16 protein-coding genes are annotated in these 12,649 nt (G+C 64.4%); 6 read left to right on the top strand and 10 right to left on the bottom strand.

Going from position 1 to position 12,649, the window contains the following annotated elements:
• Positions 1 to 324, top strand: a 324-nt coding sequence (locus Q0672_RS19550) for a hypothetical protein (protein ID WP_298624944.1), incomplete at its 5' end; no start/stop codon positions are given.
• On the top strand, positions 321 to 1,364 hold the full coding sequence (locus Q0672_RS19545; protein ID WP_298624942.1) for a glyceraldehyde 3-phosphate dehydrogenase NAD-binding domain-containing protein: 1,044 nt from the start codon (positions 321 to 323) through the stop codon (positions 1,362 to 1,364). The genes Q0672_RS19550 and Q0672_RS19545, both read left to right, overlap by 4 nt.
• Before the next feature lie 36 nt (positions 1,365 to 1,400).
• On the opposite strand, the gene Q0672_RS19540 is transcribed toward Q0672_RS19545, so the two are convergent.
• The 9 genes from Q0672_RS19540 to nifH form a co-directional block, all read right to left on the bottom strand.
• Positions 1,401 to 2,369 carry a hypothetical protein gene (locus tag Q0672_RS19540; protein WP_298624940.1) on the bottom strand — a complete coding sequence of 323 codons (969 nt, stop codon included), beginning with the start codon at positions 2,367 to 2,369 and terminating at the stop codon, positions 1,401 to 1,403.
• Positions 2,370 to 2,385: 16 nt separating this feature from the next.
• The gene (locus Q0672_RS19535; RefSeq protein ID WP_298624938.1) at positions 2,386 to 3,141 is read right to left on the bottom strand and encodes a 4Fe4S-binding leucine-rich repeat protein; all 756 of its coding nucleotides are present in this window, start codon (positions 3,139 to 3,141) and stop codon (positions 2,386 to 2,388) included.
• Positions 3,134 to 3,397 carry a DUF6129 family protein gene (locus tag Q0672_RS19530; protein ID WP_298624936.1) on the bottom strand — a complete coding sequence of 88 codons (264 nt, stop codon included), beginning with the start codon at positions 3,395 to 3,397 and terminating at the stop codon, positions 3,134 to 3,136. Before Q0672_RS19530 ends, Q0672_RS19535 begins: the two co-directional genes overlap by 8 nt.
• Positions 3,394 to 4,125 carry a dinitrogenase iron-molybdenum cofactor N-terminal domain-containing protein gene (locus Q0672_RS19525; protein ID WP_298624934.1) on the bottom strand — a complete coding sequence of 244 codons (732 nt, stop codon included), beginning with the start codon at positions 4,123 to 4,125 and terminating at the stop codon, positions 3,394 to 3,396. Before Q0672_RS19525 ends, Q0672_RS19530 begins: the two co-directional genes overlap by 4 nt.
• Positions 4,126 to 4,225: 100 nt before the next feature.
• Entirely contained in the window at positions 4,226 to 4,417 is a 192-nt protein-coding gene (locus tag Q0672_RS19520; RefSeq protein ID WP_153163574.1) for a 4Fe-4S binding protein, read from the bottom strand.
• Between the two features lie 12 nt (positions 4,418 to 4,429).
• Positions 4,430 to 4,657, bottom strand: a complete 228-nt coding sequence (gene nifT, locus Q0672_RS19515; protein WP_284187038.1) for a putative nitrogen fixation protein NifT — start codon at positions 4,655 to 4,657, stop codon at positions 4,430 to 4,432.
• Between the two features lie 55 nt (positions 4,658 to 4,712).
• Positions 4,713 to 6,281, bottom strand: coding sequence for a nitrogenase molybdenum-iron protein subunit beta (gene nifK, locus Q0672_RS19510; protein ID WP_298624930.1), 1,569 nt, complete (start codon positions 6,279 to 6,281; stop codon positions 4,713 to 4,715).
• 145 nt (positions 6,282 to 6,426) lie between these two features.
• Positions 6,427 to 7,899: a nitrogenase molybdenum-iron protein alpha chain gene (gene nifD / locus Q0672_RS19505; protein ID WP_298624928.1), complete on the bottom strand. Its 1,473-nt coding sequence runs from the start codon at positions 7,897 to 7,899 to the stop codon at positions 6,427 to 6,429.
• Between the two features lie 87 nt (positions 7,900 to 7,986).
• Positions 7,987 to 8,886 (bottom strand): nitrogenase iron protein, encoded by a 900-nt coding sequence (nifH, locus tag Q0672_RS19500; RefSeq protein ID WP_153163571.1) that lies wholly within the window; start codon positions 8,884 to 8,886, stop codon positions 7,987 to 7,989.
• 149 nt (positions 8,887 to 9,035) lie between these two features.
• On the opposite strand from nifH, the gene Q0672_RS19495 reads away from it, so the two are divergent.
• A complete protein-coding gene (locus tag Q0672_RS19495; RefSeq protein ID WP_298624925.1) occupies positions 9,036 to 9,887 on the top strand; it encodes an NAD(+)--dinitrogen-reductase ADP-D-ribosyltransferase in 852 nt (283 codons plus the stop codon).
• Here the strand turns inward: Q0672_RS19495 and Q0672_RS19490 are convergent.
• Positions 9,884 to 10,228: a hypothetical protein gene (locus Q0672_RS19490; protein WP_298624923.1), complete on the bottom strand. Its 345-nt coding sequence runs from the start codon at positions 10,226 to 10,228 to the stop codon at positions 9,884 to 9,886. The genes Q0672_RS19495 and Q0672_RS19490 overlap by 4 nt on opposite strands.
• 229 nt (positions 10,229 to 10,457) lie before the next feature.
• Here Q0672_RS19490 and Q0672_RS19485 point away from each other — a divergent pair, with 229 nt between their 5' ends.
• The 3 genes from Q0672_RS19485 to Q0672_RS19475 are packed head-to-tail and all read left to right on the top strand — an operon-like array spanning position 10,458 to position 12,267.
• A complete protein-coding gene (locus tag Q0672_RS19485) occupies positions 10,458 to 11,294 on the top strand; it encodes an SIR2 family protein (protein ID WP_153163568.1) in 837 nt (278 codons plus the stop codon).
• 35 nt (positions 11,295 to 11,329) lie between these two features.
• Positions 11,330 to 11,887: a hypothetical protein gene (locus Q0672_RS19480; RefSeq protein WP_153163567.1), complete on the top strand. Its 558-nt coding sequence runs from the start codon at positions 11,330 to 11,332 to the stop codon at positions 11,885 to 11,887.
• Positions 11,887 to 12,267 carry a hemerythrin family protein gene (locus tag Q0672_RS19475; RefSeq protein WP_153163566.1) on the top strand — a complete coding sequence of 127 codons (381 nt, stop codon included), beginning with the start codon at positions 11,887 to 11,889 and terminating at the stop codon, positions 12,265 to 12,267. The genes Q0672_RS19480 and Q0672_RS19475 overlap by 1 nt, the downstream gene beginning before the upstream one ends.
• The last annotated feature ends 382 nt before the right edge of the window (positions 12,268 to 12,649 follow it).

Raw genomic sequence — 12,649 nt, 5'->3', positions numbered from 1 at the left:
GACTCACCATTCAACACCCCCTCAGGCAAAATGCCTCAGGGGGTGTTACGCTTTGAAATACCCAAATCACTACGGGTCGGAACGAGCCTTGCGAGAAAGTCGCAACAGGACGCCGGCACGGCAGCCGACGGATTTCTGGCTCTGATGGGCGTTAGCCGTCCGGTACTCGCTATCCAGTCAAGCGCTCTCCTATTGTCAGCCTCCTCGGCGGATGCGGCTCGGCGTTGTTATATAGTGTTCGCGATGGTTGCCGCGAGCTTAGTGGCGACCATATTGCCGTTCTCCTTGTGTGCATTGAAGCTGGATAGCCTGGACGAGAAATGAGTTTGCGGATTGCGATCAATGGATATGGACGCATCGGGCGTTGCTTTCTGAGAGCGTTGATGGTGTCGCCGCTGCGTGAACACTTTTCGGTAGTGGCGATCAATGAGCCGGCCGACCTGGAAAGCATGGCGTATCTAACGCGTTTCGATTCCACCCACGGGTGTTTCCCAGGGGAGGTTGAGGTGGCCGGGGAGGCGCTGCGCATCAATGGCGTCGATATCCCGGTCTTCCACGCCAGCACGCCGGACGGTGTGGATTGGCGCTCGCTCGGCGTGGATCTGCTGGTGGAGGCTTCGGGGCGCTACGCCCACCGCCACGAGCTCGAGGCATTTCTTGAGGCCGGTTGCCGGCACCTGCTGTTGTCCCACCCCGGGCACAGCGCGACCGATGTGGACAAGACCATCGTCTTTGGTCACAACGAAGGACTGATCGTCGGCGATGAGCGAATCGTGTCGGCGGCGTCGTGCACCACCAATGCCATCGTGCCGGTGCTGGCGCTGCTGGACGAAGCATACGGGATCGACCACGCGTTGATGACGACGTTGCATTCGGTGATGAACGACCAGCCGCTCATCGATGGTTATCACCACGCCGACCTGCATCGCACGCGCTCCGCGATGCAATCGATGATTCCGGTTTCCACCGGCCTCGCGCGTGGTGTGGTGCGTCTGCTGCCGGATCTGGCCGGGCGCGTCGAGACGAAGGCGATCCGCGTGCCGGTGGTCAATGTGTCGGCGATCGACCTGGTGGTGACGCTGCAGCGTCCCGCCTGCGTTGGTGACGTGAACGCGCTGCTGCGTTCAGCCGCTGCCGGGAAGGAGTCCGGCCGGATGGCTTATACCGCCGAGCCCCATGCGTCGATCGATTTCAACCACAGCCCCCACTCGGCCATCATCGACGGTGGTCAGACCCAGATGAGCGGCGCCCATCTGCTCAACCTGCTGGTGTGGTTCGACAACGAGTGGGGCTTTGCCAACCGCATGCTGGATGTGGCGGCGTGCTGGGCCGGGCGGATGTCGGCCCGGCGGACCGGCGGCTAGACTCGCCGCCGGAGTGGGCCGAACAGGGTTCGGCGCTTACAGGGCGTAAGGCCGGTGCAGCCAGTTGCGGACGATTTCCACATCCCGCTGGGGCAGGTAGGCAAAGCCGGCGATGGTGTCTTCGATCACCACCTGGGCGACCCAGTGAGGAACCGCCTTGGTGCCCAGCATGTGGAAGTACCAGGCCATCGGGTAGCCGATCTCCCGGTCGAAGTGCGTCAGCGCCTCGTTGAGGGCCAGGCCGCTGGTGCCGGGCGCTGCATCGAATTCCGGCGGCGTGCCGGCGAGTGTCGCAATGGGTTGGGCGCGGAACACCGGCTGGTGGTAGCGGTCCAGATGCTCGCGGGTAGCGACGACCCAGTGGTTTGAGAAGGTGCTGTTGGCCCCTGCGCTGCTCGCACTCCAGTCATCCATCATCCGGTGGATGGGCGCGGGTTCCGGCCGCTGGGCGCGAATGCGCTGAAGAAAACTGCCGATGTGCTGGACGCGCCGGAACGCGTAGTGGGGCAGGCTCACCGGCAGGGGCTGCTCGTTGCCGGTGCGCGGGTCGATCAGATCCTCGATGGTCGACGGATCGTTGGCGAAGAGCTGGTGGGCGCGGATTTCCTGCAGGTCTTCGATCTCCAGCTGAAGAAAATCGGCGTGCCCTTCGCCGCAGTGGGACACCAGATAGTGGGTCTGGCCGACAAGGCGGGTGGCGTAGAGCGTCTGCCCGGCAAAGTCGTCGATCAGGTGCGCCATGTCGCCGTCACGCTCGTCCAGGTTAGACTCGACCCATCGTTCCAGGTTATCGCTGATCCGTTTTCCATCGGCTGAGACGATACCTCCCAGCCGATACCAGCCGCCGCGGCTCATGGCGTGGCGGAACTTCCAGTCGGGCAGCGCCTGGCCGAGGGCCTTGATGAGCGCGCCGGGGCCGCCGCTGACCGGCACCTTGGCCGAGGCTTCGACGATGGCCGGGGCGAGAGACTTGCAGTATTCCGACCAGGCTTGGTTCTCTTTCATCGTTGTGTCCTTGGGATCAGGCTGCATTGGCCTCGGCCAGTCGGGCCTTGGCGGCGTCACGGATTTCCGCTTCCGGGTCGGAGAGCAGGGGTTCGAGGAACTCCAGCGGGGCGTTGCTCACAGCGGCGAGGCGAACCCACCACTCGGGGTCTTGCAGCAGGGCCGCGGCGAGGCCGGGCAGGGCACGTTCGGCCACGACGGCGCGCACTTCAGGCTCGGGGTCGTTGGCGAGCATGTGCAGGGCGAAGGGCGGCAGGCGGGTGGCGACCACCTTGCGCACTTCCCGCTCGGGATCCTTGGCGAGCCGGGCGAGCTGGCCGTGGGGCAGGCGTCGGGCGACGGTGGCGCGGATCATGTAGTCGGGATCGCTGATCAGCGTGGCAAGCTGGGCTTCGGGCAGACGCGAGGCCACCGACAGGCGCACCTCGCGGTCCGGGTCGCGGCTCATGGTGGCGAGCTGGTCGAGGGGAATCCGCGAGGCGACCACCCGGCGGACGACTTCGTCGTTGTCGCGCTGCAGCGGCGTGATCAGTTCTTCCGGCGCGTAACGGGCAGCAATGGCCCGGCGTTCCCAGAAGATGTCGGCCAGATAGAGGTGGGCTTCGTCCGGGTTGGTGCGCAGGAAGCGGTCGATCTGCCGTCCGCTGTGGGCGCGGATGCAGGCGTCGCCGGGCGTGCAGCGGTGGCTGTTCAGGTAGTCGGGGAAATACCCGCAGCCCGAGCACAGGCCCAGCTTGCCGTAGCCGGCGTCGGCCCTGGTCTTGTCACTCATCGTCCACCTGTGCGGCGATCACGATGCCGGTGGCGCTGGCCAGGTCGCTGGTGAATTCGAGGCAGTGGCCCGAGGCACCGCTCACCAGGTACAGGTCGTAGCCGGTCACGCTGAGGGCAACCTTGTAGCGGGGCGACACGTCATCGGCGCTGCATTCGGTGAAATGCACGCCGGGGAAGGCCTTGCGCAGGGCGTCGGCGGTGCCGGCGGTGCTCACGGCTTCGCCGATCGCGGCGAGCTGGTCGGCGGTGATCACAGCGCCTCCCCGGTCTCGATGCCCTCCTCGAAGCGGGCGAGGGACGCGGACCGCACGCCCATGATCTGGGCCAGCCACGGCGGCGGGCTGGCGAGGCGGCCCTGGAGCTCGACCAGCGCCTCGCGGGCCGGGCCGCCGGTGGGTTTCTTGACCGGATGCACGCCGGCGCGCACCACCTTGGCGGCCGCCGGGCCACCGATGGACTGGACGTACACGAGCTGGCAGTCGTTGATGAGGGCCGAGCGGGAGGCGTTCTTGTCTTCCGCGCCATCGGCCTCGGCGGTGCTGCGCACGTCGATGAGGCGGATCGCCTCCTGGCCGACCTGGTAGATCAGGAAGCGGTCGCACGATCCGAAGTGGCCGTCGAGGTTCTCGCCCCGGTTGGCGGCCACGGCGACGCGGATCGAGCCGGGCATGTCGCCGTCGGTGTAGGCCTCGACCACCGGGAAGTCGGCGTGCTCGACGCCCTGGCCCCACAGCAGGCGCACTGCCTCCTTGAGCGTCTCGTTATCGACCCCCACGTGGCAGCCCTGCTCGGCAAAGTCGCCGGCCAGGATGGCGCGCAGATCCTCGACGGTGAGCTTGGCGAGCTTGGCTTCGGTGAGCGGGGGCTCGAGCTTCTCCAGCAGGGCGCCGACGAGGGCCTTGACGTCGAGGCCGTCAAGGGCGCGGGCAGCCAGCGCGATGCGCAGGGCGGCTTCCCGGGATGCAATAGGCGAGGCGGACATGATGGGCTCCAGGATCCAGGACGGGTCTTCAGTGGAGCGCCGGACATCCCGTGGGGGCGACCGGCGCTCGGCTCAAGGCTCGTGCTTTGGGGCGCGTGCCTCAGGCCGGGCTGATGCAGCCGGACGGGCAGACATCGACGCACAGGGGCGAGTCGTTGTGGCCGTCACATTCGGTGCAGGTGGCGGCGTCGATCTTGTAGAAGACCTTGCCGGAACTGATCGACTTGGTGGGGCACACCGGCTTGCAGTCGCCGCAGGCGGTGCACATGTCGGGATCGATCTTCATTGCCATGATGATTCTCCTTCAGTCTTCAGCCGCGCCAAGGCGCTTGGCGCGCAGGGAAATGGGCAGACGGGGGGGCTTCGCGATCGGGTCGATGTAGTAGGAGCCGCCGTTGTCTAGTTTCAGTTCGCCGCCCCATTTTTCGGGGGTGTCGAATTCGATGGACTCGATGGAGGCTTCCAGATCGCGCTTCGGAAGGTAGAAGGTCAAGCCACCGCTTTCGGCCTGCCGGATCATGATATTGGCCATGTAACTCTCCTGCGGACCGGCGGGCGCGGTGATCTGCCCCCGCCGGTAGTCCGGATCAGCGCACCAGGTCGAAGTTGTAGTCGGTGGTGCCCATGCCGATGGTTTCCTTGTCGAGCTGCTCAAGGACCGCGTTCGTCAGTTGGGTGACCACAGACATCATCCCTTCGTAGCCGAGGGTGGTGGCGCGGTGCATGTGGTGACGGTCGAAGATCGGGAAGCCGATGCGGATCAGCGGAACTTCGAACTCTTCACCCTTGTAGCGGGTGTCGCGCTGGATGTACTTGCCGTAGGAGTTGCCGATCAGGAAGTCCGGCTTGTCGGTGAAGCACAGGCTGCGCATGTGCCACAGGTCGTTGCCGACATACACCTTGCCATTCACGCCGAAGGGGCTGGAGGCCAGCAGCTTCTCGACCTGCTTGCCCCAGCGCTTGTTGGCGTTGTGGGACAGGATGTGGGTCGGTTCGGCGCCCACTTCCAGCAGGATCTTGACCATGCCCAGCACGAAGTCCGGGTCACCGTAGAGGGCGAACTTCTTGCCGTGCAGCCAGGCGTGGCTGTCGGAGACCAAGTCCATGCAGCGGCCGCGCTCGAGTTCCAGGGAGGCGGGGATCGGCTTGCCGGTGACTTCCGAGACCTTCATCAGGAACTCGTCGGTCCATTCCACGCCCATCGGGATGTTGAGCTTCGGAATGTCGTGCTTCCAGGTGTTTTCGACGAACTTCTTGGTCTTTTCCAGCTGGGCCGGCTGCAGCAGCAGGGTGGTGATGCCGTTCGGGGCGTCGCGGACTTCGTCCATCGTGGTGCCGCCGGAGTACATGCGGAATTCGCCGTCGGCCGGGGTATCGAAGACTTCGCTCGGATCGGAGAGCATCGTGTAGCTGACGCCCATCTCGGTGAGCATGCGCTTCACGACACGGTAGTTGCCCAGGTAGGTTTCGAAGCCCGGCACGATGTTGACCTTGCCGTTGCTGCCGACGACCTTGCCTTCCATGCTGTTGAGCGTGAAGTAGCGCAGGATGCCTTCTTCCATGTTGTCCCAGCCGGTGGTGTGGGAGCCGACGAAGGACGGGGTGTGGGCGAAGGGAACCGGGTAGTCCTGGGGAATGTGGCCGGCCTTCTTCGAGTTGTTGATGAAGGCGTTCAGGTCGTCACCGATGACTTCGGCCATGCAGGTGGTGGAGACGGCGATCATGTCCGGCTTGTAGATGGCCTTGGCGTTTTCCAGGCCGTCGAACATGTTCTTCTGGCCGCCGAACACGGCTGCGTCTTCGGTCATGGAATCCGACACGCAGGAGCACGGTTCCTTGAAGTGGCGGTTGAAGTAGGTGCGGAAGTAGGCCACGCAGCCTTGCGAGCCATGCACGTAGGGCAGGGTCTTGTGGAAGCCGGAGGCACACAGCACGGCGCCCAGGGGCTGGCAGGCCTTGGCCGGATCGACGGTCAGGGCTTCGCGCTTGAAGTTGAGGTCCTGGTACTCCTGGGTGGTCGTCCACATGAAGGTTTCGAACACCTTGTCGGGGGCGTGACCTTCCTCGAACTTCTGGCGCTTTTCGGCGAGGTTCTTCTTGTAGTCATCGTCCCGGAAGAGGGGGTAGCAGGGCTTGATGTTGTCTGCGGTTTGCATTTGCATTCTCCTTGCCTGGCCCGCACATCCGCGGGTCCCGGCGCAAGCTTGAGAGGGGTGTGGGGCCAGCCGGCCGGGGTCGGGTGAAGGACGTCTTGTCCGCAATCATCCGCCGCCGGGCGGCCTTTCCCGGGTTCCTGGAAACTCAGGCAGCCTTCTTGGCTTCGTCCTCGACGACCTTCTTCCACGGGGGCGTCAGGTTCTTGAAGGTCGGGTTGGACAGGGCGATGTCCATGTCGCGAGCGAAGATCGCGAAACCGTCGTAGCCGTGGTAGGGGCCGGAGTAGTCCCAGGAGTGCATCTGGCGCAGCGGGATGCCCATCTTCTGGAAGATGTACTTTTCCTTGATGCCGGAGCCGACCATGTCGGGCTTCAGGCGCTTGACGAACTCTTCGAGCTCGAAGCCGGTGACGTCGTCGTAGAGCAGGGTGGCGTCGCCCATCTCCTTGATCGTGCGGTCGTAGTCGTCGTTGTGGGCGAATTCGTAGCCGGTACCGATGACTTCCATGCCGAGGTCTTCGTAGGCGCCGATCACGTGGCGCGGACGCAGGCCGCCGACGTAGAGCATCACCTTCTTGCCCTGCAGGCGCGGTTTGTACTTGGCGATGATCTCGTCCATCATCGGCTGGTAGCGGGCGATGACGGCTTCGGTCTTTTCCTTGACGGAATCGTCGAAGAAGGCCGCAATCTTGCGCAGGGATTCGATGATCTTGGTCGGGCCGAAGAAGTTGTATTCCAGGTAAGGAATGCCGTACTTCTCTTCCATGTGCCGGCTGATGTAGTTCATCGAGCGGTAGCAGTGGAGCAGGTTCAGCTTGACCTTCGGGGTGTTCATCATCTCGGCCAGGGTGCCGTCGCCGGACCACTGGGCCACGACGCGCAGGCCCATCTCCTCGAGGAGGATGCGGGTCGCCCAGGCGTCACCGCCGATGTTGTAGTCGCCGATGATGGCCACGTCGTAGGGCGTGCCTTCGTACGCAGCGCCGTCACGCTTGTCGAGCACCCAGTCACGGATCGCGTCGTTGGCGATGTGGTGGCCGAGGGATTGCGAAACGCCGCGGAAGCCTTCGCAGCGCACCGGTACGACGGGCTTCTCGATGGCGGCGGCCGCCTTCTTGGAGACCGACTCGATGTCGTCGCCGATCAGGCCGATCGGGCATTCGGACTGAACCGAGATGCCGCGGTGCAGCGGGAAGAGCTGTTCGATCTCCTCGATCAGCTTGGCGAGTTTCTTGTCGCCGCCGAAGACGATGTCCTTCTCCTGGAAGTCGGAGGTGAAGTTCATCGTGCCGAAGGAATCAACACCGGTGGTGCCGACGTAGTAGTTGCGGCGACCGGCGCGGGAGTACTGGCCGCAGCCGACGGGGCCGTGGGAGATGTGGATCATGTCCTTGATCGGACCCCACACCACACCCTTGGAACCGGCGTAGGCACAGCCGCGGATGGTCATCACGCCGGGCAGCGACTTGCGGTTCGAGGTGATGCACTTCTTGGACTGCTCGATGGTCTGGTCGTTGACCGCCAGGTGCTTCTTGCGGTCCTTCTGGGCTTTTTCCGGATAAACCTCAAGCACCTCGGCGATGAGGGCATCGGTTTCTTCGCGAGACAGAGTCGTCATTTTTTCCTCCTGACGCCGCCACCAATCTGTAGCCGACGTACTGGTTGAAGTTGGCGGGCGCCGGAGCCCCCGCCGGTCTTGCGATGCTTAGGCGGCGGCAGCGGCGTCGGCGGCCAGCTCGGCAGCGGTCTTGCCGACGATCGACTCGTCTTCCGCTTCCATGATGCCGAACTCCATCAGCAGGTCTTCCAGCTCTTCCATCTCGATCGGGGTCGGGATGACGAAGTTGGTGTTGTTGTTGATCTTCATCGCCAGCTGACGGTATTCGTCGGCCTGCTTGTGCTTCGGGTCGTATTCGATGACGGTCATACGACGGATCTCGGCGTGCTGCACGGCGTTGTCACGGGGCACGAAGTGGATCATGGTGGTGCCGAGGCGGGCGGCCAGGGCCATGATCAGTTCGTCTTCGCGGTCGGTGTTACGGCTGTTGCAGATCAGGCCGGCCAGACGCACGCCACCGGAGTTGGCGTACTTCACGATGCCCTTGGAGATGTTGTTGGCCGCGTACATGGCCATCATTTCGCCGGAGCAGACGATGTAGATTTCCTGAGCCTTGTTCTCGCGGATCGGCATGGCGAAGCCACCGCAGACCACGTCGCCCAGCACGTCGTAGAACACGAAGTCGAGGTCTTCGTCGTAGGCGCCTTCTTCTTCAAGGAAGTTGATGGCGGTGATGACGCCGCGGCCAGCGCAGCCGACGCCGGGTTCCGGGCCACCGGACTCAACGCACTTGACGCCGCCAAAACCGACGGACAGGACGTCCTCGAGCTCGAGATCCTCGACGGAACCGGCTTCGGCAGCCAGGTGCATCACGGTGGTCTGGGCCTTGCTGTGCAGGATCAGACGGGTGGAGTCAGCCTTCGGGTCGCAGCCGACGATCATCACCTTCTTGCCGGATTCGGCCAGCGCGGCGACGAGGTTCTGGGTGGTGGTGGACTTGCCGATCCCGCCCTTGCCGTAGATGGCGCATTGACGCAGTTTTGCCATGGTGTAATCTCCTTGATCTGTCAGTCGATTTGAAAATGAAGCAGTGAGAGTCGCACCTCCACTTCAGCATGTTGCGTGCCAGGTCGGCTGACAGAACCCAAGTGTTTGATACATCAGAAAAAAGTCAAAAAGGCCCGGTTGTGGGTGGAATGTACGGATGCGACAAATCCCCCACGTCTTGTAGGGGTGATGACAAGGCGACACTCCCCCGCGACGCCCGTCTGCCCATCAACCGCTGCAACCTCCCGGCAGTCATCCTCGGCAGCCTCGCCTACCAGCGCCATCCGGCGCCGCTGCTCCTCGACGGCATCGCCGAACTCCACCCCGATCTCTTCCGCCGCCTCGAAGCCGCCTCCGACGCCGATCGTCCGGACGTCTTCCGCGACTACATGACGGTGCGCTTCCGGCTCGAATGGCCGGAGGAAGTGGGCCTCACCGGCCGCAACAATGCGCGGGCTAAGGCCAACTACATCAAGGTGATCCGGGGGTGGAGTTTTGATTCGGACCGCGGGGAAGGGGCCGTCCTGAAGGGCTGGGTCGAATCCCGTTTCGGGCTCACGCCGCGCTACCACCGGGAGGCCCTGCGCGATCCGTCCGGCGACGCCTACCGCCGCTACACCGAGATGCGCGCCCAGGGCCTGTACGGCACCAACGCCCTCGAGGCCCAGCTCGACCTGCTGTACACGTATTGCCAGTTCGAACTGGCGCGGCGCCACGGCACCAGCCGCCACGTCACGCTGTACCGGGGCGTCAATCGGCTGGCCGACCACGAGGTGCTGGAGAAAGGCGCCGGCGGCGAGCACGTGGTGCTGCTCAACAACCTCAACTCCTTCACCTGCAGCCGCGACCGCGCCTGCGAGTTCGGCGACTACATCCTGTCGGTGGAGGTGCCGCTCACCAAGGTGCTCTTCTACTGCGGGCTGCTGCCCGGCGCCCTGCAGGGGGAGGATGAATTCCTGGTGATCGGCGGCGTGTCGTCGGTGGTGCTGTCCACCTTCTAGCGGTCGGCTCGCGGCTGCCGTTCACTCAGCAGCACCAGCTCGCCAATCCCATACAGAAAGGGAAACGGAAACGCCAGCAGCGAATAGCCGATGCAGGTATCGCCGTTGCAGCTGCCCAGCACGTTGATGTTGAGGAAGGCCCACAAAAGCCCCAGCCAGAACGGAAAGGCCCAGTAGAAGAAGCGCGCCGCCCTGCGCCGGCCGGCATCCGACACCCCCAGCCGGCGGCCCAGCGTGCCGCGCAACGCCTGCACCACCCGGATCGGCGCGGCCACGCTGCCCACGAAGAGGGCGAGGGTGATGACGAGCCCGACGGCATGGATGTCTGGAGTGAAGGGCATGACGAGCGGGCTGGGTGGTGGGCGGTGGCGCGATGATCCTCGGCCAGGCGGCCCCTGTCAAAGCGTGCTCGCGCTGGGGTGAGATCGGACAATGCAGAGCCGACAAAGCCGCCTGTCGCAAAGTCGACAATGGCGTTTTTCGTCGGATCAGGGGCCCCGCCGTTGCTGGGTGCGCAAGCGGGCGTGGAAATTGCAGTAAGGGCTGCATACCCCACTTGCGAGCCCAACCATGACACCCGAACTTCGCGCCAAACTGATCGCCGGCATCACCGACGGCAGCATCGTTCCCTATATCGGCCCCGGCGTGCTGGCCGACGTGAAGAACGCCGCCACCGGCGCCCCCATCCCCGCCGACAGCGATTCGCTGATCTACGCCATGAACGACGGCAAGCCCATGGCGCCCAAGCTCATGTACGAGTTCCCCCGCGCGGCGATGAACGTGGAGCTCAAGCGCGGCCGCACGGCCGTCACCAAGTTCCTCACCCGCACCTACGGCGAGACCGCCTGGACCCGCGGCGCCTTCCACGACTGGCTGAAGGACATCGCCCCGCCCTACGTCATCGACATCAACCGCGACACCCAGCTGCAGGATTCCTACGCCGACGCGCCCCACACCCTGATCGTCGGCATCGCCCGCATCGGCGGCACCGACTACCGCTACAAGCTCTACCGCTGGGACGGCCAGGCCTACAGCCGCGTCGAATCCATCGACACCAGCCTGCCGGTGCTCTTCAAGCCCATGGGCACGCCGCGCCCGGAGCCGGTGTACATCGCCTCCGACGCCGACTACGTGGATTTCATCACCGAGCTGATGGGCGGCTTCTCGATTCCGCCCGAGATCAAGCTGCTGCGCCAGGGCAAGCAATACCTGCTGATGGGCATGCGCCTCAACCGCGACACCGAGCGCATGGTGATGGCCGACATGATCTTCTCGGCCGCCAAGCCGGCCGGCTGGGTGTTCATTGCCGAACCCACCGCCAAGGAGCGCCGCTTCTGCGCCCGCATCGGCCTCGAGATCATCGAATCCGACGTCTTTGAATTCATCGGCGCGGCCCAGCCCGCCTGACCTGTTTCTTTTGCATCCATCCGGAGAAAACCACCATGCTGCTCGACCGTTACGAACCCTACTTCTTCAATTCCAATTTCCGCGAAGCGGCCAGCGAAGCCGGCTGGGAAGCCTATCGGGGCGAGCTCATCGTGATCGAAGGTGAAGTGGCCGACGAACAAGGGCGCCGCAAGCCGCCGGTCGCGCTGTTCAAGCAGGCCATCGTGCTGGGCCAGGGGGATGAACTGAAGCTGCTGTCCGGCTCGCTGGAAGAACTCCAGCACTGGCCGTCGCTGATGGAGAAGTTCGGCAGCGGCCTGAACCCGAGCACGGTGGCGGTGATGTTCACCGTCAACATTCCCAAGCCCTTCGTCTCGGTGATCAATGGCGCCACCGTGGCCTTCATCCCGCTCACCGAAGGCCTGTGCTGGAACGAACTGATCGACCTGGTGGCGCTCGAGAAGGGCGACTTCAAGGGCCAGGGCGCCGCCGACAAGGTGCTCACGGTGTTCAACGCCTTCAAGGGCCACAAGTTCAAGTACCCCGAGCTGAGCGTCGACGAGGCCCTCAAGACCACCAACAACGCCAAGCGCGAGACCCACGGGGCGGTCTGATGCCCTGGGCCGAAGGGCATGTCCTGGGGGTGGCCGAGATGGACGCCACCCACCGGGAATTCATCGAGATGGCCGACGCGCTGCTGGCGGCATCGGACGCTGATTTCCCGGCGCTCTTCGCCCGCCTGCAGGTGCACACCCGGCAGCACTTCGAGAACGAGGAGCGGCTGATGAAGGCCAGCCGCTTCCCGGCCATCGGCGAGCACAACAGCGAACACCTGCGCGTGCTGGGCGAACTCGCCCACTTCGCCCGCGGCGTGGCCGCCGGCCGGCTCGGGCTGGCCCGGCAGTACGTGCAGGGCCTGCCCGCGTGGTTCGACACCCATCTGGCCACGATGGATGCCGCGCTGGCAGGGTGCATCAAGCGCGCTCAGGGTTGATGCGGTCTTGGTGTGGTGGGGGCGAGGGCCGGGTGTCGGGTTACGCTGCGCTAACCCGACTCTAAGGACTTCCCCGTCAAGCACCGTTTTCCAATGACCGGCCGCCAGGCCGGTTTTTCTTTCCTTCGTTCCCTTCCAGACTCGTGCACACACGCGATGGATCGGACAGACAGACTGCCTCTCTCTAATCGGCCTTGATCGGGTCTCGCCCGGGGCCATGCGATTAACCGCACCCGCAAGCCTTGATCCTACGTCGGCGGTGTCCGGCGAGCGGGGATCAGCCGCCCGTCTTGTTGATCCGCCATTGGGTTAGTCAGGTTCCCTGCGGGTCGGTCTGACCTGTTCGTCTATCGCTGATGTGCAGTTGCCATTGCTCGGTTGT

Origin of the sequence: uncultured Zoogloea sp. (assembly GCF_937894855.1) — a bacterium.
In the GTDB taxonomy this organism is placed as follows: domain Bacteria; phylum Pseudomonadota; class Gammaproteobacteria; order Burkholderiales; family Rhodocyclaceae; genus Zoogloea; species Zoogloea oryzae.
The sequence above is the reverse complement of the archived record's forward strand: the minus strand, read 5'-3'. Positions and strand labels throughout refer to the sequence as shown.

Bases quoted from the DNA above. Each gene is read 5' to 3' on its own strand.
- Q0672_RS19545 (WP_298624942.1), top strand. From the start codon at position 321: ATGAGTTTGCGGATTGCGATCAATGGATATGGACGCATCGGGCGTTGC.
- Q0672_RS19540 (WP_298624940.1), bottom strand. From the start codon at position 2,369: ATGAAAGAGAACCAAGCCTGGTCGGAATACTGCAAGTCTCTCGCCCCG.
- Q0672_RS19535 (WP_298624938.1), bottom strand. From the start codon at position 3,141: ATGAGTGACAAGACCAGGGCCGACGCCGGCTACGGCAAGCTGGGCCTG.
- Q0672_RS19525 (WP_298624934.1), bottom strand. From the start codon at position 4,125: ATGTCCGCCTCGCCTATTGCATCCCGGGAAGCCGCCCTGCGCATCGCG.
- Q0672_RS19520 (WP_153163574.1), bottom strand. From the start codon at position 4,417: ATGGCAATGAAGATCGATCCCGACATGTGCACCGCCTGCGGCGACTGC.
- nifT (WP_284187038.1), bottom strand. From the start codon at position 4,657: ATGGCCAATATCATGATCCGGCAGGCCGAAAGCGGTGGCTTGACCTTC.
- nifK (WP_298624930.1), bottom strand. From the start codon at position 6,281: ATGCAAACCGCAGACAACATCAAGCCCTGCTACCCCCTCTTCCGGGAC.
- nifD (WP_298624928.1), bottom strand. From the start codon at position 7,899: ATGACGACTCTGTCTCGCGAAGAAACCGATGCCCTCATCGCCGAGGTG.
- nifH (WP_153163571.1), bottom strand. From the start codon at position 8,886: ATGGCAAAACTGCGTCAATGCGCCATCTACGGCAAGGGCGGGATCGGC.
- Q0672_RS19495 (WP_298624925.1), top strand. From the start codon at position 9,036: ATGTACGGATGCGACAAATCCCCCACGTCTTGTAGGGGTGATGACAAG.
- Q0672_RS19490 (WP_298624923.1), bottom strand. From the start codon at position 10,228: ATGCCCTTCACTCCAGACATCCATGCCGTCGGGCTCGTCATCACCCTC.
- Q0672_RS19485 (WP_153163568.1), top strand. From the start codon at position 10,458: ATGACACCCGAACTTCGCGCCAAACTGATCGCCGGCATCACCGACGGC.
- Q0672_RS19480 (WP_153163567.1), top strand. From the start codon at position 11,330: ATGCTGCTCGACCGTTACGAACCCTACTTCTTCAATTCCAATTTCCGC.
- Q0672_RS19475 (WP_153163566.1), top strand. From the start codon at position 11,887: ATGCCCTGGGCCGAAGGGCATGTCCTGGGGGTGGCCGAGATGGACGCC.